Here is a 21,017-nt window from a genome sequence, read left to right as displayed (position 1 = left end):
CTCATGCCAGCATGTCGAGCGCGATGCGCGAGAGGGCCTGCACGCCGAGGCCGATGCAGCGCTCATCCGGCTGGTAGCGGTCGTTGTGCAGATGGTCGTCGCGGCCGGGGGCGCCGCTGCCGACGCGGAGATGGAAGGCCGGCACCCGCTCGGCGAACTCGGCGAAATCCTCCGCCCCCATGCTCGGCCGCCCCTCGGCCAGCACCTCGCCGAGCTGCCGCCGCACGGCGGCGACGGCCGGCTCGAGCACGCTCTCGGCATTGATCAGCGGCGGCACGCCGCGGCGGAAGTCGAGCGCCGAGCGCGTGCGGTGCATCGCGTCCAGCCCCGCCGCCAGCCGGCGCAGCGCCGCCTCCGCCACGTCGCGCGCCGCGGGCTGCAGCGTGCGCACCGTGCCCTTCAGCGTCACCGTCTCGGGGATGATGTTCGGGGCGGTGCCGCCCTGCACCATGCCGATGGTGACGACGGCGGGCAGCAGCGGGTCGATCTCCCGGCTCACCACGGTCTGCGCCTGGCCGATGAAGGCGCCGGCGGCGACGATGGGATCGATGGCGAGCTCCGGATGCGCGGCATGGCCGCTGCGGCCGCGGATGACGAGGTCGAAGCGGTCGGCCGCCGCCAGGGTGGAGCCGCGGACATAGGCGAAGCGGCCGACCGGCATGTCCGGATGGTTGTGGAAGCCGAGCGCCATGTCGACGCCCTCCAGCACGCCATCGGCGATCATCGCCGCGGCGCCGCCCAACGCCTCCTCGGCCGGCTGGAAGACCAGCACCACGCGGCCGGCGAGCTGCGGCGCCAGCCCCCGCAGCACCTCGGCGACGCCGAGCAGCGTCGTCGTGTGGATGTCATGGCCGCAGGCATGCATCGTCCCGGGCACGGTGGAGGCGAAGGCGAGCCCGGTCTCCTCCTGGATCGGCAGCGCGTCCATGTCGGCGCGGATGGCCAGCGTCGGGCCCGGCCTGCCGCCCTCGATCACCCCGACCACGCCGGTGCGGCCGATGCCGGTGCGGTGCGGGATGCCGAGGCGGGCCAGCTCGGCGGCCACGATGCCGGCGGTGCGCATCTCCTCGAAGCCGAGCTCGGGATGGGCGTGGATGTCGCGGCGGATCGCCACGAGGCCCGGCTCGATCGCCGCGACCGCCTCCCGGATGCGCGTTTCCGGGTCGTTTTTCAGTCGTTCGGAATGGGCGGCCGACATGGTGCGATCCCAGGCAGCAAGTCCCGGAGGATTGCGGGAAGCCCCTTCCCTGTCCAGGGCGCCGCCCGGCGCCGGGGCGCGGCTTGCCGGGCCGGCATCCGGCATGCGATACGCAACCCGCCCGTCCGGGGAGGAAAATGTCCGGGATCCCGTCACGCCGTGTCCTGCACGCAGGCGGCGCCACCTTGGCGCTGCTTATGGTTGCGCGTGTCCGGACGGTGCGGCGGCACCCGGCGTCGCATCGCGCCCTGCCCGTTCCTCGCAGCGCCCCGCGCTGCCGTGCGACGCGATCGGATGGCTCCGCCGTCGCATATGTGAACCGCCGGCGCGTGCCGTCCCGGCCTGCTCGCCACCCCACGCCGACACCCGCCCGCCACACCGGTCTCCCTGGACCGGCGCGGGCCGCTGGCCCGTCGCCCGCCGCGGCGCCGGCGGCCGACGACGCGGCGCGCGCTCTTGCACTTTTGGCCGAGACGCGGCACGCAGCGCTTCCGGCCGTGCCGGTGCACCGCGAGTTGGAGGCTGATCCCGTCGGCATCCGCTCAACCGGGCCGGCCAGCCTGATGGCTGCCTGCCAGGCGCGGATCATCGCCGCGGCATGGGCCGAACGGGTGCTGCCTGTCCGTTGCACCGGCGATGCGTCCGGCGGGCCCGACGTCTCCGCCCATGCAGAGTTCCTGCGGGCCGGTGGTGCCCGCCGGGCGCCGGTGGCCAGGGCCGCCGGCGCGCAGGTCGCTTGAGGCCGGCCGCGCGTCCTGCGCCGCCTGCATCAGGCATCGGTCCTGTGGCTGGGCGGTGTCCCGCGCGGCCATGGGATGAGTCTGCCGGGCGCTGGCGGGCTGACTGTTGGACTGACAATGCCCGGAGGATCGTGCCGGGATGGTGGGAGCCGAGAAAGGTCGCCGCATGAAACTGAACGCGAAGGACATTGCCGCAGGCTTGTTCCTGATCCTGCTGGCGGCAGTCGGCCTCTGGCTCAATCAGGACCATGCGCTCGGCAGCGCCCGGCGGATGGGGCCGGGCTACATGCCGATGCTGGTCTTCTGGATCCAGATCGGCCTCGGCTTCCTGGTGCTCGGGATCGCCTTCTTCAACGGGCCGGACCCGCTGGAGAAATGGACCGGCCTCGAGATCGGCAGCCTCGTGCTCGGCATCGCCGCTGGCACGGCGGCGATGCTGGTGGCGCCGCATCTCAGCAGCTTCTTCACCACCTCCTATGCCGATCTCGGCTTCGGCATGCTGGTCGGCTTCCTGGTGATCTGCGTCGCCAAGGGCTGGCGGCTGATGGGCTATATCTGCGCCGCGATGTGCGCCTTCTGCCTGCTGCTCGAGCGCGGCGGGCTGATGCTGGCGCTGATCGCCACCATCGTCCTCTCCGCCATGGCCGAGCCGGAGCACCGGCAGCGGCCGCTCGGCGTGCTGGGCATGGCGGTGTTCCTGCTCGCGCTCTGCTGGTGGGTCTTCATCAAGCAGCTCGACATCCGCGTGGCCGTCTGGCCGCAATTCTGAACCAGGCGCCGGGAGGGAGCCACACGGACCATGGATATCCTAGGCAATCTGGCACATGGATTCAGCGTCGCGCTGAGTTTCCAGAACCTGCTCTTCGCGCTGATCGGCGCGCTGATCGGCACCGCCATCGGCGTGCTACCGGGCATCGGGCCGGTCGCCACCATCTCGCTGCTGCTGCCGATCACCTTCGGCCAGCCGGCGACCACCGCCATCATCATGCTCGCCGGCATCTACTACGGCGCGCAGTATGGCGGCTCGACCACCGCCATCCTGCTGAACCTGCCGGGTGAGATCAGCTCGGTGGTGACCACGCTCGAGGGCTACAAGATGGCCCGCAACGGGCGGGCCGGCGCGGCGCTGGCCACCTCGGCGCTCGGCTCCTTCTTCGCCGGCTCGGTCGCCACCATCCTGGTCGCCGCCTCCGGCCCGCTGCTCACCTCGGTCGCGCTCTCCTTCGGCCCGGCCGACTACTTCTCGCTGATGCTGCTCGGCCTCATCATCTCGGCGGTGCTGGCGCAGGGCTCGGTGCTGAAGTCGGTGGCGATGGTGGTCATGGGCGTGCTGCTCGGCCTGGTCGGCACCGATGTGCAGACCGGCCAGCAACGCTTCACCTTCGGCATCCCCGAGCTCTCGGACGGCATCAGCTTCGTGGCGCTGGCCATGGGCATGTTCGGCATCGCCGAGATCATCCTGAACCTCGAACGCCCCGAGGCGCGCTCGGTCCTGAAGACCAAGGTCGACAGCCTCTGGCTGACCAAGGAGGAATGGAAGCGGGCGACGCCCTCGGTGCTGCGCGGCACCATCGTCGGCTCGGTGCTCGGCATCCTGCCGGGCGGCGGCGCCTCGCTGGCGGCCTTCGGCTCCTACATGATGGAGCGGAAGATGTCGAAGGGCCGGCACATGTTCGGCCAGGGCGCGATCGAGGGCGTGGCGGGGCCGGAAGCGGCCAACAACGCCGCGGCGCAGACCAGCTTCATCCCGCTGCTCACCCTCGGCATCCCGGCCAACGCCGTCATGGCGCTGATGGTCGGCGCGCTGATCATCCAGGGCATCCAGCCCGGGCCGCGCATGGTGGAATCGCAGCCCGACCTGTTCTGGGGCCTGATCTGCTCCATGTGGATCGGCAATGTGATGCTGCTGGTCATCAACCTGCCGATGATCGGCATGTGGGTGAAGCTGCTGCAGGTGCCCTACAAGTTCCTCTACCCGTCGATCCTGGTCTTCTGCTGCATCGGCGCCTACTCGGTGAACAACAACGTCTTCGACGTCTACTCCACCGTGCTGTTCGCCATCTTCGGCTACTTCTGCAACAAGCTGCGGATGGAGCCGGCGCCGCTGCTGATCGGCTTCGTGCTCGGCCCGATGATGGAGGAGCATCTGCGCCGCGCCATGCTGCTCTCGCGCGGCGACCCGATGGTCTTCCTGCAGCGGCCGATCAGCGCGACGCTGCTGGCCATCGCGGCCATCGCCCTGCTGGCGATGATGCTGCCCAACCTGCGCAAGGGGAAGGAAGCGGCGATGGCGGGCTGAACGCCCCGCCCGCCCCAGGTCTGGAAGGCCGCCCCGCCTGTCGGGGCGGCCTTTTCTTTTCCGCCGCCGCGCCGCAGGCTGCGCCACCGGATGCGGCGGGTCTGGCCCTGGGCCATCGCGCCGCGCCCAGGGCGGGCGGCCCGGGGACCGGCAGAGCGAGGAGAATGCCATGTTCATCGCCATGAACCGCTTCCGCGTGGCCCCGGGCTCGGAAGCGGAGTTCGAGACCATGTGGAAATCCCGCGACAGCCAGCTGCAGAGCGTGCCGGGCTTCCTGGAATTCCACCTGCTGAAGGGGCCGGCCAAGGAGGACCACGTCCTCTATTCCTCGCACACCACTTGGCGCTCGCGCGACGATTTCGAGGCCTGGACCCGCTCCGAGGCCTTCCGCATGGCGCACCGCAACGCCGGCACGACGCGGCCGCTCTATCTCGGCCATCCCGAATTCGAGGGCTTCGAGCCGGTGCAGACCATCACGCGGGACCGTGCCGGCTGAGATGCGCCGGCAGCAGACCGGCGGGAGCCTGGACGGTGCCGGCTAGGATCCTGCTGGTCGCGGCCGGCGCCATCACCGCCCTCTTCGTCGCCCGCGACGCGCCGAACTTCCAGGTGATCGAGGGCATGGTCGGCATCGCCATCATCGCCGTGGTGGTCGGCGTGCTGGTGCTCCTGAACCGGCGCGGCTAGGGCAGGTCCCGATCAGGTGGACTCACCTGATCGGGTGACGATGCCCTGGAACCAGTAGACTAGAGCAGATCCTGTCCGGATGACCTCATCCGGACAGGTGAAGATGCTCGTAAAAACAAATACCGAGAGCATTGCAGGTGAACGGAAGCTCACCGGAAATGCTGTGGGGCGCTGTTCGATCGCGGGACGCGCCCGGATGCCCGCCCGCAGCGGTGCGGGCCGCCCGGGGCGCGCCGCTCAGGGTCGCTCCTCAGGGCCACTCCTCAGGGCCGCTCGGCCGGCACCACGCGCAGCCGCCGTGGATCGCCCCGCCGCAGCACCAGTGCCTCGGCCGGCCGCCCGACCCGCTCCCCGGTGAGCCAGCGCAGCAGGGCATCCACCCCGGTCACCGGCTCGCCGGCGATGGCGAGCAGCAGGTCGCCGCGCTCGATGCCCGCGCGATCGGCCGGCCCACCCGGTTGCACGGCGGCGACGAGCACGCCATGCGCCTGCTCGATCCCGAGCGGGCGGGCGAAGCGCCGCGGCACCGCCTCGCGCTGGCCGGTCAGGCCGAGCGCGGCGCGCCGGACCCGGCCGAAGCGGATGAGCTGGCCGAGGACGAGCTGCGCGGTATTGGCCGCGACCGCGAAGCAGAGCCCCTGGGCGCCGGCGATGATGGCGGTGTTGATGCCGATCACCTGCCCGCCGCTATCGACCAGGGCGCCGCCGGAATTGCCCGGGTTCAGCGCCGCGTCGGTCTGCACCAGATCCTCGATGGGCCGCCCGCCACGCCCCGGCAGGCTGCGGCCGAGGGCGCTGACCACGCCGGCGGTGACGGTCGAGGAGAAGCCGAGCGGGTTGCCGATGGCGATGGCGAGCTGGCCGACCCGCAGCGCCGCCGAATCGCCGAGCCGCGCCGCGGGCAGCGCCGCCGCGCTCTCCGCCCGCAGCAGGGCGAGGTCGGTATCGGGATCGACGCCGAGCACCCGCGCCGCCATGGGCCGGCCCTCGGCCGCGGTCACCTGCACCGTGCCGGCGCCGGCGACGACATGGGCATTGGTCAGGACGAGCCCGTCCGGTGCGACGATGACGCCGGAACCGGCACCGGCGCTCCGCTCGCCGCGCACCGCCACATGCACCACGGCGGGCCCCACCCGCTCCACCGCCGCGGTCACGGCGCGCGAATAGGCATCGAGCAGGGGTGCGTCCTCGGACGCCTGGGGGATATCCAGCATGGTGACATCCAGTTGGGCGCCCGGCGGCGCCCGGGCCACCTGGCCGTTCGGGCAGGGCACGCGCCGCATCGGGGCATTTCCGCCCGGCCGCCATCCGCGGTAGGAGGCCGGCTGCACCAGGGCCGATGCGCGCATCGCGGCGCGATCGGCCCCGAGGATGCGTCCGGGGGCGTTGCATGGACCTTGTCGACACGCTGCTGGTCCTGATCGCCGCCTGCATCGGCTTCGCCCTGCTCTCCCGCCGGCTCGGCCTGCCCTATGCCGTGATCCTGGTAATCGGCGGCATGCTGCTGGCGCTGGTGCCGCAGCTGCCCACGGTCCGGCTCGATCCCGACCTCGCCCTCGCCCTCTTCCTGCCGCCGCTGCTGCAGGCCAGCGCCTGGCGCACCGACTGGAGGTCCTTCCGCAGCAACCTGCGCTCCATCCTGGCCCTGGCGCTCGGCGCCGTGCTGTTCACCGCCTTCTGCGTCGCCCTGGTCGCGCGGCAATTCCTGCCGGACCTGCCCTGGTCGGTCGCCATCGCGCTCGGCGCCATCGTCGCCCCGCCCGATGCGGTGGCGGCGGAGGCCGTGCTGCAGCGGCTGCGCCTGCCGCGACGGATCGTCACCGTGCTGCAGGGCGAGAGCCTGGTGAACGACGCCTCCTCCCTGGTGCTCTACCGGCTGGCCGTTGCCGCGGCCGTGGCGCAGGGCAGCATCGCGCCCCTCGATGGCGGCCTCGCCTTCCTCGCGCTCGGCGCCGGGGGCATCGCCACGGGCTGGGTGGTCGGCCGGCTGACGATGATGGCCCTGCGCCGGCTCGGCGACCCGATGCTGGAGGTGACGACCAGCTTCCTCGCCGCCTATGCCGCCTACCTCGCCGCCGAGAGCATCGGCGTCTCCGGCGTGCTCGCGGTGGTGACGGCCGGCCTGCATATGGGCCAGGCGCAGCACGCCCTGCTCACCTCCCGCAGCCGGCTCAGCGCCCAGGCCGTCTGGGGATTCGTCGAATTCGTGCTCACCAGCCTGATCTTCATCCTCATCGGGCTGCAGCTCCGGCAGGTGCTGTCGAACATCGCCGACCGCGGCATCGGACAGTTGCTGGCGCTCGGCGGCGCCGTCGCCGCGACCGTCGTCCTGTCGCGCTTCCTCTGGATCTTCCCCACCCTCTGGCTGGGGCGGCTGGCGCCGGCCCTGGCCCGCCACGCGCCGCTCTCCTCCTGGCGGCAGGCCACGATCCTCTCCTGGGCCGGCATGCGCGGCGTGGTCAGCCTGGCCGCCGCCCTCGCCCTGCCCTTCGAGGTGCCGGAACGCGACCTGCTCGTCTTCCTCGCCTTCGTGGCCATCCTGGCGACCCTGGTGCTGCAGGGCACCACGCTCGAATGGCTGATCCGCCGGCTCGGTGTCGAGGAACCGGCGCCGGAGGGCGGCATCGATCCGGACGAGGCCGAGGGGCGGCGCCTCATGGCGACCGCCGCCCTGGAGGAGATCGAAGGCCGGGTGGAGGATCCGCTGGAGGGGGCGATCGCCCGCGAGATGCTGCCGGAATTCCAGGACCGGGCGGAGCATCTGCACCGGGTCGCGACGCATGACGCGGCGGCGACGGCCGAGCGCGCGGCGCGGCGGTCCCTGCGCCTGGCGGCGCTGGAGGCGGCGCGGACCAAGCTCATCGCGCATGCCCGGGCCGGGAATCTGCATGCCGACATCCTGCAGAAGCTGGAGCGGGAGCTCGACCTGGAGGAGCTGCGGGTGCGCGCCGTCCTCGGCGATCCGCGGAGCCCGGCGGAGCGGGCGGCGGATGCGGCGCGGCGGGCGGCGCAGGGCCCGGGCTGAGGCCGGCGCCGGCTTGGACAGCGGGCGCTGGCCTCCCACCTCTTCGGCCGCGCGGTTCGGGCTTGACCCGGCGCAAGGCAGCCTGCCGAAAGTTCCGGCAGGTTCACCGCATGGGGCGGGCGACCGCCGCGCCTCCTAGGGCATTCTCCGTTCACATGCGTTCACGGCAAATGCTCTAGCCTATTGTTCTCAGAGCATCTTCACCCGCTCCAAGGGAAGGGCAAGACCATGCAGGTCCGCGATGTCATGAGCCGGAAGGTGATCTCGGTCCCCGGCGACACCCCCGTGATGGCCGTGGCGCGGCTGCTGGCCGATCGCGGCATCTCCGCGGTGCCGGTGACCGATAGCTGGGGCCTGCTGCTCGGCGTCGTCTCCGAGGCGGACCTGATCCGCCGCCTCTCCACCAGCGACGAGCCGGAGCCGGGCTTCTGGCGCGCCCTCTTCTACGACCGGGAGAAGGCCGCGGCGCGCTACGCGGCGGGGCATGGCGCCACCGCCGGCGACATCATGACCCGCAACGTCATCACGGTGACCGAGGAGGTCCCGATCGAGCATGCGGCGCATATGCTGGAGACGCACAACATCCGGCGGTTGCCGGTGGTGCAGGATGGCATGCTGGTCGGGATCCTCTCCCGCGCCGATCTGCTGCGGGCCCTGCTCGCCCCCGCCACCGAGACCTCGGACCAGGCGATCCGCAGCGCCGTGGCGGCGGAGATGGCGCGGCTTCCCTGGGCGGACGCGCCCTATGTGTTCTTCGAGGTCGCCGAGGGGGTCGTGACCCTCTACGGCTTCTGCCACTCCCAGGCCGTCCGCCGCGGGCTGGAGGCCATCGCGGCGGGGGTTCCGGGGGTGCGGAAGGTTGAGGACCGCATCACCGATGCGAGCCCCGGCCGCTGGGCCTGACGCCCCGGGGCGCAGTCGGATCGCGGGCCGAGGTGATGGCCTGGCGGCGTGGATGGCGCCGGTACCGGTAAGGGCCGCGGCCGGCGCAGCGTCGGCCGGGCCGGGATGCAACCGGGCCCGGCCGGCCAGCGGCCTTGCGGAGGCTGCCGCCCCGCCAGGTCGCATGCGGGCTCGGCCCCGATGCGGCGGCCCTGCCTGAGGACCAGGCCCCGGCGCGTCGCCGCCGCACCGGGGCCCGCTGTCAGGCCGGCGGCCTGGGCGTGGCCACGGCGGCGCCCGGCAGGCCGCGCTGCACCTTGAGCTCATCGCGGATCTCGGCGAGCAGGCTCTCGGTCGGCGTCGGGCCCGGCGGCGGCGTCTCCACCTTGCCCAATTCGCTGACCCGCAGCTTCGACAGCGCCTTGACCACCCAGAAGATGGCGAAGGACACGATCAGGAATTTGATGATCGTGTTGATGAAGCTGCCGACCGCCAGCACCGCGGCGCCGCCGTCGCGCGTCGCCTGCAACGAGGCGCGGCGCTCGCCGCTCATGACCACGAAGATGTTCGAGAAATCGACGCCGCCGATGAGCAGGCCGATCACCGGGTTGATGATGTCCTCCACGAAGGAGGTGACGATCGAGGTGAAGGCGGCGCCGACCACCAGGCCGACCGCGAGATCCACCACGCTGCCGCGCATGATGAAGGCTTTGAATTCCCGCAGCCAGGCGGGCTCGTGCATGGAAATGGGTGGCTGCATGAGGTCTCGACTCCGCGCATGGTAGTGGACCCGGGTCGGAGAAGGCGCCGGCCGGCGATCCGTCGCTATGCAAGACGTGCAACGGACCGGCGTCCAGAGCCTCCGTGCCGGTCCGCGCGGAGCGTCGCAGCCCTCCCTGCGAAGCGTTCCGCCGGGAACACGCCCGACGCCCGCGCCCGGTTGCATCCGCGCCGTTCCCGCTGTCCCCGGACGCGATCACAACGCTGGGTGGTCATCGGATGCGCAACCAAGCCAGCGGGGCGACGTTGCGCCGTTGCGGGCGGACGATGGTTCCCTCCGACACGCCGGAGAGTATCCGCCCCGGATTCGAGGAGGAGAGGCGAGGATGATGGGCAGATTGCTCGGGGCCGTGGCTTTGGCGACGAGCCTGGCCGCCTGCGGCACCAACAGCACGGACCGGACCACGGGCGGCGCCGCGGCGGGCGCGGCCACGGGTGCCGGAATCGGCGCCCTCGGCGGCCCGGTCGGCGCGCTGGCCGGCGCGGCCATCGGTGGCGGCGCGGGCGCGGTCACCGGTGCCGCCACCTCGCCGAGCGACGTCAATCTCGGCAAGCCGGTCTGGAAGAATCCCGAAGTCCGCACCCCGCTCGACGAGAAGGGGAAGAAGAGCGCCAGCCGCCGCAAGGCCACCGCGACCCAGACGGCGCGGCATGAGCCGCGCGACGAGCGCGACCGCGCCTATATGGGCGGCGGCGTGGTCGGCCCATCCACATCCGGCGGCAGCGCGGCGACGAGCACGGGCACCGGCGCCACCACCCCCGCCGGCTCCTCGACGGCCGCCCCGGCGCGCTAGAGCATTGTTTGGTCGCGTGATGCACGCTTTCGGTGAGTCAACCTCGAGCGATCACGCGCCAGAGCAGAGCCCGATCAGGTGGGCTTACCTGATCGGGTGAAGATGTTCTGAAAACAGTGTCTGGGGCGCTTCCCGTGAACGCCGGTTCACGGGAAGCGCCCAGCATAGCGAGCAGGCAAGCGCGAAGGCGCGCCCCTGTCGTCAGGCTGTCCTATCGCGCCAGCAGCCAGTCCGGCAGGCCGGTGACCAGCGTCACCGGGAAGACGGTGCACAGCACCACCGTCAGCACCAGCATCAGGAAGAAGGGCAGCGAGGCCATGGCAACCTCGGTTTGCTCCTTGCCCGTCATCGTCTGCATGACGAACAGGTTGAAGCCGACCGGCGGCGTGATCTCGGCGATCTCGACTAGCAGCACGATGAAGATGCCGAACCAGACCAGGTCGAACCCCGCATGCTGCACCAGCGGGATGACGATGGAAGTGGTGAGCACGATCATCGAGACGCCGTCGAGCGCGGTGCCGAGGATGACATAGACCACCGTCAGCACCGCGATCAGCCCGTAGGGGCCGAGATTCATCGCCGCCACCGCCTCGGCCAGCGCCGCCGGGATGCCGGTCAGCGCCATCGCCTTGGTCAGGAAGGCGGCGCCGGCCAGGATGAACATGATCATGCAGGAGAGCCGGGTCGCGCCCTTCACGCTGTCGAGGAAATTCTCCCAGGTCAGGATGCGCTCCCCGGCGGCGATGCCGAGCAGGGCGAAGAAGGCGAAGGCCATCGCCTGGTGGAACACGATCACCCCACCGATCCAGAGCAGGGCACCGAGCGCCAGCACGCCCCAGCCGGTGCGCCGCCCGAGCGCCATGAGCAGGGAGCCGAGCACGCCGAAGGCCGCGGCCTCGGTCGCCGTGGCCCAGCCGGCGAACATGGTGCCGATGACGACGATGATGAGGATGGTGCAGGGGATGAGCTGGGCGCTCTGCCGCAGCTTGGCGGCGAGCGGCATCCGCGGCTCCGGCGGCGGCTGCTTGTCCGGGTTCAGCATCGCCCAGATGGCGATATAGGCGCTGAACAGCAACATCACGATCAGCCCCGGCAGGCAGCCGGCGATGAAGACGCGGATGATCGAGACCTCGGCCGCCACCGCATAGACCACCATGATGATGGAGGGCGGGATGAGGATGCCGAGCGTGCCCGAGGTGGCGAGGCTGCCGACCGCGACATCCTCGTCATAGCCGCGCCGCTTCAGCTCCGGCAGGGCGATCTTGGAGACGGTGGCGCAGGTCGCCGCGCTCGAGCCGGAGACGCTGCCGAAGATGCCGCAGGCGAGGATGTTCACGTGCAGCAGCCCGCCCGGGATGCGCCGCACCCAGGGGGCGAGGCCGTTGAACAGCTCCTCCGACAGCTTGGTGCGGAACAGGATCTCGCCCATCCAGACGAACATCGGCAGCGCCGCCAGCGTCCAGGAGCCGGTCGATTCCCAGAAGGCCGAGGCAAGGAAAAGGCCGGGCGTCGGGTGCACGAAGGTCATCGCCACATAGCCGACGGCGGCGAGCGACATCGAGATCCACAGCCCGGCGCCGAGCAGGATGCAGAGCAGGACCAGCAGCAGCAGGGCGAAGGTGAGGAGATCCACGGCTCAGACCTCCGCCGAGAAATCGCCGGCGGCGGCGCGTTCCTCGGCCGCCACCACATAGCCTGGCTTCCGGCCGCGCAGCACCGTCACCAACTCGTCGAGGATCGCCACCAGCAGCAGGCCGGCGCCGATCGGCATGGCGAGCTTCGGGATCCAGAGCGGGATGGGCACCGTGCCCTGCGCCACCTCCTCGATCTCGTAGGAGAAGAGCATGTCGGAGAAGGTCCAGCGGGTGACATAGGCCATGATGACCGCGGCCAGCACCAGCACCGTGGCCTCGGCGACGCGCCGGGCGCCGGGACCGAGGCGCTCGATCAGCATGCCGACGCGGATCAGCTCGCCGCGGCGGAAGGTGGCAGCCAGGGCGAAGAAGGTGGTGGCGACGCAGAGATAGGCGCTGACGTCATCCGCCGCGGGAAGCTGCCGCTCCATCTCGCGCATCGCGACCTGCGCCATCATCACGAGGAAGATGGCGAAGAGCGACAGCGCGGCGAGCGCAGCCCCGAGGGCGTAGAGGGCATCGAGCAGGCGGCGCATGCGGAACGCCCTTTCCGGAAAGCGACGGCCGCACGATGCGGGCGGCCTTCCGGCCAGGCAAGGGGCCCTGCCCCCTCCTTTGCGGCGGCGCAGGCCGGGCTTGCCGCGCGCTTGGGCAGGCCGTGCCGCTTGCCGAGGCTGCTCTCGCCGGCCGCTACCCCGCCTGCAGCGAATCGATGAGCTTGCGCCCGTCCGGCCCAGCCTTGGCGACCCATTCCTCGGCCATGGTCGCGCCGATCTTGCGCAGCGCGGCGAGGGCATCGGGCGGGATGCTGCCGATCGTCATGCCCTTCTCCGCCAGCCGCGCCTGCGTCGCCTCCTGCGCGTCCCTGGCATAGCCCCAGCCGCGATCCTCGGCGCGCAGGGCGGCGGCCGCGACGGCCTCCTGCACATCCTTCGGCAGCGCCTCCATGGCGCGGCGCGAGACCATGACCGCATTCTTCGTCATGGAGAAATTCGCGGGCGTGAAGACCTTGCAGTAGTCCCAGGCGGAGGTGTCGACGCCGGTCTGCGCGCTCGTCACCATGGCGGTGGCGATGCCGGTGGCGAAGGCCTGGGCCAGCTCGGCCTGCTGCACCAGCACCGGATTCGCCTGGATGAGGGCGGCGAAGCGGTTGGTCATCGGGCTGAAGGTGCGGAAGCGGCTGCCCTTGAAAACGTCGAGGCTGGTGATCGGCACCTGGGTGTAGAAGCCCGCGGCCGGCCAGCCCACCGTGTAGAGGAGCGAGACGCCCTGCTTGGCGAATCGCTGCTCGATATAGGGCCGCTGCAGCCCGGCCAGCTTGCGGGCGCCGGGGAGGTCGGGCGCCAGGAAGGGCAGCGAATCGGCGTCGAAGAAGGGGTCCTCGTTGGAATAGGCCGCGAGCAGGACCTCGCCGAGCTGCACCTGGCCGGTCTGCACGCCGCGCTTGATCTGCGGCATGGGCAGCAGCGAGGCGTTGCTGTGCACCGAGATCGCCAGGCGGCCGCCCGTCGATTTCTCGATGTCCTCGGCGAATTCGCGGATGTTGCGGGTGTGGAAATTCCCGTCCGGATAGGGCGTGGCCATCTGCCAGCGGGTCGCGCCCTCGGCGCGGGCGCCGCCGGCGAGGACGAGGAAGGCGGGCGCCGCGAGGGCGGCGCGGCGGGAGATCGGCATGGTCGGTACCCCGGGTCTGGCTGCCGCGCCATCAAGGCGCGGCGCGCCCGGCCCGGCAAGCCCCATGCCATGGCCGGGCGGCCGGGCTCAATGCCGCGGCGGCTCGACCCCGGCGCCGAGCAGGAACTGGCGGATCGCCACCACCTCGTCCTTCGAGAGGCTGTGCCGGCTGTCATGGAAGCCGTGGGTATGGCCGTTGAGGCTGACGATGATCTGGCCATGGCCGCCATGCGTCACCTCGGCGCCGAGATCCTCGATCGCCGCGAAGACGTGCTTCGGGTCGAGATTGGCGCTGACCGGATGGGCGAACAGGGCCTGCAGGGTCTTGCGGTTGCTCATCGGACTCCTCCGCTTGCGATGGGGGGAGTGTCCGCCCAGCCCGGCCGGCCGTCCTTGCGGCAGGTCAAGCTGGCCGGCGCCGGGCCTCCCGCGGCCTATCCCGCCGCGGCGACATAGGCCTTCAGCTCCTCGGCCTCCTGCTCCGCCTCGTCGATCCGCGCCTTCACCAGGTCGCCGATCGAGACCAGGCCGACCAGCCGGTCGCCGTCGAGCACCGGCAGGTGGCGGATGCGGCGGCGGGTGACCAGGGCGAGGGCGTGCGTCACCAGGGTCTGCGGCGCCACCGTGACGAGATCGCGCGTCATGAACTCCTCGACCGAGCGACCGGTGGTGCCCGGGCCATGCGCCGCCATGCCGCGCACGATGTCCCGCTCGCTGACGATGCCGAGCAGCGCGCCGCCGGCATCGCGCACCAGGGCGGCGCCGATGCGGCGCTCGCTCAGCACGCGGGCGACGGACAGCACCGTATCGGCCGGGCCCACCGAGATCACCTCGGTGCCCTTGCCCTTGAGGATCGCGCCAATGATCACGTGCCTGCCCTCCCGGAGCCGTCCTTCCGCGGCGCGGAGCGGGGGCGACGAGGCTCCCCCGCGCCCGCTCCGCGCCTTGTCGGAAGGCTGCGCCCGCCGGCCGGCCGGTTGCAAGGAAAACGCGCCCCGCAACCTGTCCCGCCGGCGGCGGAGGGCTATTCGGCGGCCTTCACCGCCTCGTTCATCGGCTCGGTGCTGGTGAGCTGGGTCCGCACCAGCTCGGCGAAGCGGCCACCCTGGCGAACCAGGGCATCGAAGGTGCCGCGCTCGACGATGTGCCCGGCATCGAAGACCATGATCTCGTCCGCGTCGCGCACGGTGGAGAGCCGGTGGGCGATGATGAAGGTGGTCCGGCCCGCCATCAGCGCCTTCAGCGCCTTCTGCACCCGGGCCTCTGTGGCGGCGTCGAGCGCGCTGGTCGCCTCGTCCAGGATCAGGATCGGCGGGTCCTTCAGCAGGGCGCGGGCGATGGCGAGCCGCTGCCGCTGCCCGCCCGAGAGGCTGGCGCCCCGCTCGCCCACCATCGTGTCGTAGCCGCGCGGCTGGCGGGTGATGAAGTCATGCGCCTCGGCCATCCGGCAGGCGCGCTCGATCTCGTCCTGGGTCGCGCCGGGCCGCCCGACCAGCAGGTTGTCCCTGATCGTCCGGTTGAAGAGCATGCTCTCCTGGAAGACCACGCCGATATTCTGCCGCAGGCTCTCGATCGTGATGTCGCGCAGGTCGTGGCCATCGATGGTCACCCGCCCGCCGACCGGGTCCCACAGGCGCTGCAACAGGGCCATGGCGGTGGACTTGCCGGCCCCGGTCTGGCCGACCAGCGCCAGGGTGCGGCCCGGCGCGGCACGGAAGGAGACATCGGCCAGGATGCGCGGCCCGCCCGGATAGGCGAAGGAGACGTTCTCGAAGGCGACCTCGCCCTGCACCGCCGGCAGCGGCACGGCGCCGGGCTTCTCCGGCACGCTGGTCTCGGCGTCCATCACCTCGAAGAATTGCTGGATCGCCGGCGCCTGGAAGACCAGGCGCGAGACGAAGGCGACCGCCGCCTCGAGCTTGCCGATGACCAGGTTGGCGAAGCCCATGAAGCTGACGATCTCGCCGACCGAGGCCTTGCCGTCGAGGTGCAGCACCGTCCCCAGCATGAAGATCGAGATGGTGGTGATGGTGCTGGCGGCGCGGGTCAGCACCGAGACCAGCGCCCACCAGTTGAGCACGGGGAATTGGTGGTCCAGCACCTGCCGGACGATGTCGCCGAACATCCGCGCCTCGGAGTTCAGGCGAGTGAAGGACTGCACGACGACGACGTTGGAGAGCGCATCCTGGGCGTTGCCGGCGAGCTGGGTCTGGAAGCGTTCCACCTGCGCCTGGGCGTTCTCGGTCTTCTGGATGATCAGGGTGATCAGCGTCGCGAAGACCACCACCAGCACCACCAGCAGCAGGCCGAGCCGCCAGTTCATCGCCAGCGTCAGCGGCATCAGGATCAGCGCCGCGATGAAGGTCGACATGTGGTCGCGGAAGAAGCTCAGCCACATGCTGAACAGGTTGTCGGTGCCGGTCAGCATCACCTTCATCAGCCGGCCCGACTGGATGTCGCCGTGGAAGGAGAGCGGCAGCGAGAGCACGTGCTGAAAGTAGCGCGCCATGGCGGCCAGGCGGTTGCGGTGCGCCATGCGGTCGGCGAGCAGCGAGACCGCGACATTGGCGCCGATCCCCGAAAGCCCGACCGCAGCCCAGAGGGCGAGCAGGGCCAGCGCCTCGTTCCAGACCGCCTCGCGCGTCATGTAGACGGCGCGGGTCAGCACATCGACCACCCGGCCGAACAGCACCGGCTCGAGGAAGACGAGCCCGGCCATGGCGACATTGGCGACCGTCATCCCGATCGCCACCCATTTGTCGGGCTTCAGCAGTCCCAGGACGCGTCCATACAGCCTGACAAGTTGCATCCGGCGGTGCCCCCGTCTGCCCCGATCACCCTCTGCCCATCATGCAGCGGCCACAGGACTTCGTCGCGCGCTGCGTACAGGCGGCCCCACCCTTCGGGCAAGCCTCTGCCGCCGGGCGTCCCCCGGCAGGCCCTGGGGTGATCGGCCGGGCGGCTGCGGAGTTCCCCGCGGCCGGGGCAGCCTGGGCGGGCCGCCCGGGTCCGGCCCGGGCCGCTCGCGCCGGCGTGGCAAGGGCGGATGGGCGGCGCGGCTCATCTGCCGAATGTGATCGTGCCCTGGCCCGGCCCGCTGGCATTCACCGGCCATGCACGTCCTGGCGGCCAGCATCCCCGCCGCGCCCGGATTGATCGGGCGGGCCGGCCGGGCGATAGGCTGGCGGCGGCCTTCCGGGCCTCGCCGGCATGGCGTTCCGGAATGCGAATGATACTACAATGCGCCGGCGTTCGGCTGCCGCCAGCGGCCGCGAACCGGAGACCGGGAGGAGACCTGAGCCATGATCACCCGCCGTGCCGCGCTGGCCGCCAGCGCCGGGCTGCTCGCCATCCCCGCCGGGGCCGAGGAGGCCTGGCCCTCCCGGCCGGTGCGGATCGTCGTGCCCTTCACCCCGGCCGGCACCACCGACATCGCCGCCCGCATCCTCGCCGAGCGCCTGACGGCGCATCTCGGCCAGCCCGTGGTGGTCGAGAACCGCCCGGGCGCCGGCGGCAATGTCGGCTCGGACTATGTCGTGAAGGCCGAGCCGGACGGCTACACGCTGCTGATGGGCACCGTCTCCTCCGGCGCCATCAACTACAGCCTCTACGGCGCCAAGATGCCCTACAAGCCCGACGACCTGATCGATGTCGGGCTGATGACGCAGGTGCCGAACCTGATCTTCGTCACCAACGCCCTGCCGGTGAAGACGCTGCGGGAGCTGGTCGACCTCGCCAGGAAGAAGCCCGGGCAACTCAATTACGGCAGCTCGGGCGCCGGGACCTCGCTGCACATGACGGGCGAGCTGCTGAAGGCAGTGGCCGGCATCGACCTCATCCATGTGCCCTTCCGCGGGGCCGGGCCGATGCTGCAGGAGGTGATCGCCGGCCGGATCGAGGTCGGGGTCGACAACCTCCCCTCGGTGATCGGCCATATCCGCGACGGCAGGCTGCGGCCGCTCGCGGTCACGACGAAGATCCGCTCGCCCGCCCTGCCGGAGGTGCCGACCACCGCCGAGGCGGGCTTCCCGGAGGTGCTGGCCACCGCCTGGTTCGGCCTCCAGGCGCCACTGAAGACGCCGCAGCCGATCATCGACCGGCTCGGCCGCGAGATGGATGCGATCATGAAAGAGCCGGGGACGCGCGAGAAGGTCGGCGATCTCGGCGGCATGCCGCCGGGGCTGACGGCGGATGGCGGCACCAGCCCGGCCGCCTTCAAGGCCTTCGTCCGCGCCGAGGTCGCCAAATGGGCCGAGGTGGTCAGGCGATCGGGCGCCTCGGCGGAATGAGCCGCCGGCGCGGCGCTCCCCTGCACCACGGGGAGCGCCCGCCGCCATCCCCGGCCGGCGCGGCCTTGCCGCCGCCGCCGCCGCGGGCTAACCGCCCCGCCCCATGAGGACCCCCCGCCGCACCCTCCTGGGCGCCCTTCCCCTCCTCGCCGCGCCGCGGCTGCTGCAGGCCCAGCCGGCCGCGACCGGCGCCTGGCCGAACCGCCCGATCCGCCTCATCGTGCCCTTCCAGGCCGGCGGCGCCACGGACGTGACCGCCCGGGTCATCGCCGAGCAGATCGGCACCCTGCTCGGCCAGCCGGTGGTGATCGACAACCGTGCCGGCGCCGGCGGCAATCTCGGTGCCGATGCCGTCGCCAAGGCGGAGCCGGACGGCCACACCCTGCTGATGGCCACCATCGGCACGGCCAGCATCAACCAGTATCTCTACCAGAAGCTGCCCTACGATCCGCAGAAGGACCTGGCGCCGATCGCCCTGGTGAACGAGGTGGCGAACGGCGTCATCGTCGATGCCCGGGTGCCGGCGCAAAGCCTGGCGGAGCTGGTCGCCCTGGCCAAGGGCGATCCGGGCGGCATGAATTACGGCACGCCGGGCAACGGCACCTCCGGCCATCTCTGCGGCGAGCTGCTGAAGGCCCGCGCCGGCATCGACCTGCAGCACGTGCCCTATCGCGGCACCGGCGCGGTGATCCCCGAGCTGCTCGCCGGGCGCCTGCAGGTGGCGGTGGACAACCTGCCGGCCTATCTGCCGCACCTCGCCTCCGGCGCGCTCCGCCTGCTCGCCGTCACCTCGAAGGAGCGCTGGTTCACCGCGCCGGAGACGCCGACCGTGGCCGAGGCGGGCGCGACGCTCGGCCTCAAGGGCTTCGAGGCGGTGGCCTGGTTCGGCCTGCAGGCGCCGGCCAAGGTGCCGCGGCCGGTGATCGAGGCGGTGGCCGGCGCCACCCTGCGCGCCCTGGGCGAGGCCTCGGTGCAGGCGAAGCTGCGCGAGATCGGCAGCGCGCCGCGGCCGATGGGCCCCGAGGACTTCGGCCGCTTCATCGCGAGCGAGAACGCGAAGTGGTCGGAGGTGGTGCGGATCTCGGGGGCGCGGTTGGAATAGCCGCCGCCTGGAAGCAGGGGTTGCGCTGCGCGAAGTCGCGCAGCCGCGGCGGCAGCGGCGCCACCACATCCCCGGCCGCCAGCCGGGCCCGGCCATCCGCCGACCAGCTGGCCGGCCGGATGCTCGGATCGCCGAAGCTGCCGAAGACCCGCACCGGGATGTCGAGCGCCCAGAAGCTCGTCGTGCTGCGCAGGCTGCCGATCACCAGGTCGAGCTGCCGGCGGTTCAGGTCGAAGCTGGCCGTGCCCGCCACCTGGCCCGTGGCGGCGCGGATGCGCAGCGGCGCCACCTCGCCCACCCCCGCCCGCATCTCCAGCATGCCGAGCAGGCAGGTGACCGGCACCATGCCGCGCGGCGTGCGGAAGAGCAGGCGGATATCGGTCGAGGCCATCTCGATCACCTCGCGCGCGATCTGCCCCTGTTGCATGGCCAGCACGGCCGAGACCCGCGCCCCGCGCGCCGCGGCATTCAGCCGCTCGCCCTCGCCCTGGGCCGTGACCCAGCCATCGAGGCGCCCGGCGAGCGGCAACGGCCGCAGGCCGAGGACGCGGCGCATGGTCTCGACATCGCCTGCCTCCATGCGGACCTCGGCGGCGACCACGCCGCCCTCGCCCTTCGCATCCACCCGGCCGCTGGCGCGCAGCCGCGCGCCGCTGGTGCTGAGCGCCAGGGTGGAGACGGCGATGTGGCGCGGCTCGAGCGAGCCCTCGAAGACGACGTCGCGCGCTTCCAGCCGCGAATAGAGCAGCTCCTCGACGGTGATCCGGGCGGTGAGCCGCGGGTCCGGCGAGGCGCTGACCGCCAGCGGCAGATCGGCTTCCGGCTCGCGCGACCGCGACCCGGCGGCAAGCCGGCGGTTCAGGTCGAGCCGGCCAAGCCCGAGATCGAGGGCGACGGCATCCGGCTCGCCCCTGCCCCCCTCGGTGAACTTCGCGCTGCGCACCGTGACCGCCTCGCCGGCCAGCCGCCCCCGCCCTTCGCTCAGCCGCCAGACCGCGCTGCGATGCACGAGCCGGCCCTCCAGCTCCAGGCCGCCCGCGATCGCCGCCTCGGCGCCGCCCAGCGCCAGCAGCCGGTCGAGCGTCGGCGCGCGCAGCTCGGCCCGGCCGTCGGCGCCGTCGATGTCGAAGGGATCCTCCATGTGCCCCGTGAAATCGAGCCGGGTATCGCCGGAGGAGAGGCGCAGCCGGGTGCCGTAGGGGCGGCTGACGTCGCGCAGCCGGGCGATGGAGTCGAGATCGCCCTCAAGGGCGATATCGAGGTCGTTGTAGGTGCCGGCGGCCTCGATGCGGACCGGGCTCTCCAGGTCATCGGTGCGGATGCTGGCCCGGTGCAAGGCGGTGCGCAGCCGCTGGCCGCTGCTGGTGCGGACGATGACCTCGCTGTCGCGCAGCGCCGCGTCGAGGAGCAGCGGGGTGCCGGCGCGGCCGGCCGGCGCCTCCCCGGCCTCCCGCGCCGGGCCGAATTGCCAGTTCTTCCGGCCGGCCCCGACATGCTCGAGATGCAGGCTGAAGCCCTCGACCTCGACCGCCCGCAGCCGCGGCGGCCCATCGACCAGGGAGAGCAGGTCGAGCTGCAGGCGCGCATGGCCGAGGGTCAGCATCTCCGGCCGCGTGCCGCCCGCGAGATTGGCGATGCGCAGGCCCCGCAATTCGAGCTGCAGCCAGCGCCCGGGCGCGAGGCGGAGCGAGTCGATCGCCACCTCGCGGCCCAGCGCGGCCGAAGCCCGGGATGCGGCGAGGGCGGCGACGTCGAGATGCCCCAGCGCGAGATAGCCGGCGAGGCCGAGGGCCGGCAGCCAGAGCAGCGTGCTGAGGCCGGACAGGACAGGACGAAGCAACGAACCTCCCGCGGCGGGCAGCGCCCAGCCATGGCCGCGGCCGAGAATCGGCCGCGCGAATCGCCCCTGTCAA

Annotated in this window: 20 protein-coding genes; 10 read left to right on the top strand and 10 right to left on the bottom strand. The window is 71.9% G+C overall.

Annotation, left to right across the window (positions count from 1 at the left end):
- Position 1 precedes the first annotated feature (1 nt).
- Positions 2-1,198 (bottom strand): M20 metallopeptidase family protein, encoded by a 1,197-nt coding sequence (locus tag DOO78_RS12755; RefSeq protein WP_111470173.1) that lies wholly within the window; start codon positions 1,196-1,198, stop codon positions 2-4.
- Positions 1,199-1,695: 497 nt separating this feature from the next.
- On the opposite strand from DOO78_RS12755, the gene DOO78_RS27085 reads away from it, so the two are divergent.
- The 5 genes from DOO78_RS27085 to DOO78_RS12735 all read left to right on the top strand — a co-directional run bounded on the left by DOO78_RS27085 (position 1,696) and on the right by DOO78_RS12735 (position 4,924).
- Positions 1,696-1,938, top strand: coding sequence for a hypothetical protein (locus tag DOO78_RS27085; RefSeq protein ID WP_128080047.1), 243 nt, complete (start codon positions 1,696-1,698; stop codon positions 1,936-1,938).
- Positions 1,939-2,137: 199 nt separating this feature from the next.
- Positions 2,138-2,707: a tripartite tricarboxylate transporter TctB family protein gene (locus DOO78_RS12750; protein ID WP_243634528.1), complete on the top strand. Its 570-nt coding sequence runs from the start codon at positions 2,138-2,140 to the stop codon at positions 2,705-2,707.
- A gap of 30 nt (positions 2,708-2,737) precedes the next feature.
- Complete coding sequence (locus tag DOO78_RS12745; RefSeq protein WP_111470171.1) at positions 2,738-4,237, top strand: tripartite tricarboxylate transporter permease; 1,500 nt, start codon at positions 2,738-2,740, stop codon at positions 4,235-4,237.
- Between the two features lie 169 nt (positions 4,238-4,406).
- Positions 4,407-4,733, top strand: a complete 327-nt coding sequence (locus tag DOO78_RS12740; RefSeq protein WP_111470170.1) for an antibiotic biosynthesis monooxygenase family protein — start codon at positions 4,407-4,409, stop codon at positions 4,731-4,733.
- Between the two features lie 35 nt (positions 4,734-4,768).
- Positions 4,769-4,924 (top strand): hypothetical protein, encoded by a 156-nt coding sequence (locus tag DOO78_RS12735; protein ID WP_207802888.1) that lies wholly within the window; start codon positions 4,769-4,771, stop codon positions 4,922-4,924.
- Positions 4,925-5,187: 263 nt separating this feature from the next.
- Here the strand turns inward: DOO78_RS12735 and DOO78_RS12730 are convergent, their stop codons facing one another.
- A complete protein-coding gene (locus DOO78_RS12730; protein ID WP_207802887.1) occupies positions 5,188-6,207 on the bottom strand; it encodes a S1C family serine protease in 1,020 nt (339 codons plus the stop codon).
- Between the two features lie 107 nt (positions 6,208-6,314).
- Between DOO78_RS12730 and DOO78_RS12725 the strand changes: the two genes are divergently transcribed.
- A complete protein-coding gene (locus DOO78_RS12725) occupies positions 6,315-7,949 on the top strand; it encodes a Na+/H+ antiporter (protein WP_165838869.1) in 1,635 nt (544 codons plus the stop codon).
- A gap of 246 nt (positions 7,950-8,195) precedes the next feature.
- A complete protein-coding gene (locus DOO78_RS12720) occupies positions 8,196-8,852 on the top strand; it encodes a CBS domain-containing protein (protein ID WP_111470295.1) in 657 nt (218 codons plus the stop codon).
- 241 nt (positions 8,853-9,093) lie between these two features.
- Here the strand turns inward: DOO78_RS12720 and mscL are convergent, their stop codons facing one another.
- On the bottom strand, positions 9,094-9,573 hold the full coding sequence (mscL, locus tag DOO78_RS12715) for a large-conductance mechanosensitive channel protein MscL (RefSeq protein WP_243634527.1): 480 nt from the start codon (positions 9,571-9,573) through the stop codon (positions 9,094-9,096).
- 364 nt (positions 9,574-9,937) lie between these two features.
- On the opposite strand from mscL, the gene DOO78_RS27870 reads away from it, so the two are divergent.
- Positions 9,938-10,405, top strand: a complete 468-nt coding sequence (locus DOO78_RS27870; protein ID WP_207802886.1) for a hypothetical protein — start codon at positions 9,938-9,940, stop codon at positions 10,403-10,405.
- Positions 10,406-10,616: 211 nt separating this feature from the next.
- Here DOO78_RS27870 and DOO78_RS12705 read toward each other — a convergent pair whose 3' ends face one another.
- The 6 genes from DOO78_RS12705 to DOO78_RS12680 all read right to left on the bottom strand — a co-directional run bounded on the left by DOO78_RS12705 (position 10,617) and on the right by DOO78_RS12680 (position 16,522).
- On the bottom strand, positions 10,617-12,038 hold the full coding sequence (locus DOO78_RS12705) for a TRAP transporter large permease (protein ID WP_207802885.1): 1,422 nt from the start codon (positions 12,036-12,038) through the stop codon (positions 10,617-10,619).
- Positions 12,039-12,041: 3 nt separating this feature from the next.
- Complete coding sequence (locus DOO78_RS12700) at positions 12,042-12,575, bottom strand: TRAP transporter small permease (protein WP_165838868.1); 534 nt, start codon at positions 12,573-12,575, stop codon at positions 12,042-12,044.
- 154 nt (positions 12,576-12,729) lie between these two features.
- Positions 12,730-13,713 (bottom strand): TRAP transporter substrate-binding protein, encoded by a 984-nt coding sequence (locus DOO78_RS12695; RefSeq protein WP_111470165.1) that lies wholly within the window; start codon positions 13,711-13,713, stop codon positions 12,730-12,732.
- Between the two features lie 87 nt (positions 13,714-13,800).
- Positions 13,801-14,052: a hypothetical protein gene (locus DOO78_RS12690; RefSeq protein WP_111470164.1), complete on the bottom strand. Its 252-nt coding sequence runs from the start codon at positions 14,050-14,052 to the stop codon at positions 13,801-13,803.
- Positions 14,053-14,147: 95 nt separating this feature from the next.
- Positions 14,148-14,582, bottom strand: coding sequence for a CBS domain-containing protein (locus DOO78_RS12685; RefSeq protein WP_111470163.1), 435 nt, complete (start codon positions 14,580-14,582; stop codon positions 14,148-14,150).
- Between the two features lie 155 nt (positions 14,583-14,737).
- The gene (locus DOO78_RS12680; protein ID WP_111470162.1) at positions 14,738-16,522 is read right to left on the bottom strand and encodes a glucan ABC transporter ATP-binding protein/ permease; all 1,785 of its coding nucleotides are present in this window, start codon (positions 16,520-16,522) and stop codon (positions 14,738-14,740) included.
- 493 nt (positions 16,523-17,015) lie between these two features.
- Between DOO78_RS12680 and DOO78_RS12675 the strand changes: the two genes are divergently transcribed.
- Together DOO78_RS12675 and DOO78_RS12670 are read left to right on the top strand one after the other, a co-directional pair.
- Positions 17,016-18,002 (top strand): Bug family tripartite tricarboxylate transporter substrate binding protein, encoded by a 987-nt coding sequence (locus DOO78_RS12675; RefSeq protein ID WP_111470161.1) that lies wholly within the window; start codon positions 17,016-17,018, stop codon positions 18,000-18,002.
- Between the two features lie 103 nt (positions 18,003-18,105).
- The gene (locus tag DOO78_RS12670; RefSeq protein WP_111470160.1) at positions 18,106-19,104 is read left to right on the top strand and encodes a Bug family tripartite tricarboxylate transporter substrate binding protein; all 999 of its coding nucleotides are present in this window, start codon (positions 18,106-18,108) and stop codon (positions 19,102-19,104) included.
- Here the strand turns inward: DOO78_RS12670 and DOO78_RS12665 are convergent.
- Positions 19,040-20,944 carry an AsmA family protein gene (locus DOO78_RS12665; RefSeq protein ID WP_111470159.1) on the bottom strand — a complete coding sequence of 635 codons (1,905 nt, stop codon included), beginning with the start codon at positions 20,942-20,944 and terminating at the stop codon, positions 19,040-19,042. The two genes, DOO78_RS12670 and DOO78_RS12665, sit on opposite strands and share 65 nt — an antisense overlap.
- Positions 20,945-21,017: the final 73 nt, after the last annotated feature.

This window comes from Roseicella frigidaeris, from assembly GCF_003258945.1.
In the GTDB taxonomy this organism is placed as follows: domain Bacteria; phylum Pseudomonadota; class Alphaproteobacteria; order Acetobacterales; family Acetobacteraceae; genus Paracraurococcus; species Paracraurococcus frigidaeris.
Note: the sequence above shows the minus strand (reverse complement) of the source record. Positions and strands in the feature narration are given on the sequence as shown.

Bases quoted from the DNA above. Each gene is read 5' to 3' on its own strand.
- DOO78_RS12730 (WP_207802887.1), bottom strand. From the start codon at position 6,207: ATGCGGCGCGTGCCCTGCCCGAACGGCCAGGTGGCCCGGGCGCCGCCG.
- DOO78_RS12740 (WP_111470170.1), top strand. From the start codon at position 4,407: ATGTTCATCGCCATGAACCGCTTCCGCGTGGCCCCGGGCTCGGAAGCG.
- DOO78_RS12755 (WP_111470173.1), bottom strand. From the start codon at position 1,198: ATGTCGGCCGCCCATTCCGAACGACTGAAAAACGACCCGGAAACGCGC.
- DOO78_RS12745 (WP_111470171.1), top strand. From the start codon at position 2,738: ATGGATATCCTAGGCAATCTGGCACATGGATTCAGCGTCGCGCTGAGT.
- DOO78_RS27870 (WP_207802886.1), top strand. From the start codon at position 9,938: ATGATGGGCAGATTGCTCGGGGCCGTGGCTTTGGCGACGAGCCTGGCC.
- DOO78_RS12675 (WP_111470161.1), top strand. From the start codon at position 17,016: ATGATCACCCGCCGTGCCGCGCTGGCCGCCAGCGCCGGGCTGCTCGCC.
- mscL (WP_243634527.1), bottom strand. From the start codon at position 9,573: ATGCACGAGCCCGCCTGGCTGCGGGAATTCAAAGCCTTCATCATGCGC.
- DOO78_RS12700 (WP_165838868.1), bottom strand. From the start codon at position 12,575: ATGCGCCGCCTGCTCGATGCCCTCTACGCCCTCGGGGCTGCGCTCGCC.
- DOO78_RS12690 (WP_111470164.1), bottom strand. From the start codon at position 14,052: ATGAGCAACCGCAAGACCCTGCAGGCCCTGTTCGCCCATCCGGTCAGC.
- DOO78_RS12680 (WP_111470162.1), bottom strand. From the start codon at position 16,522: ATGCAACTTGTCAGGCTGTATGGACGCGTCCTGGGACTGCTGAAGCCC.
- DOO78_RS12695 (WP_111470165.1), bottom strand. From the start codon at position 13,713: ATGCCGATCTCCCGCCGCGCCGCCCTCGCGGCGCCCGCCTTCCTCGTC.
- DOO78_RS12725 (WP_165838869.1), top strand. From the start codon at position 6,315: ATGGACCTTGTCGACACGCTGCTGGTCCTGATCGCCGCCTGCATCGGC.
- DOO78_RS12670 (WP_111470160.1), top strand. From the start codon at position 18,106: ATGAGGACCCCCCGCCGCACCCTCCTGGGCGCCCTTCCCCTCCTCGCC.
- DOO78_RS12720 (WP_111470295.1), top strand. From the start codon at position 8,196: ATGAGCCGGAAGGTGATCTCGGTCCCCGGCGACACCCCCGTGATGGCC.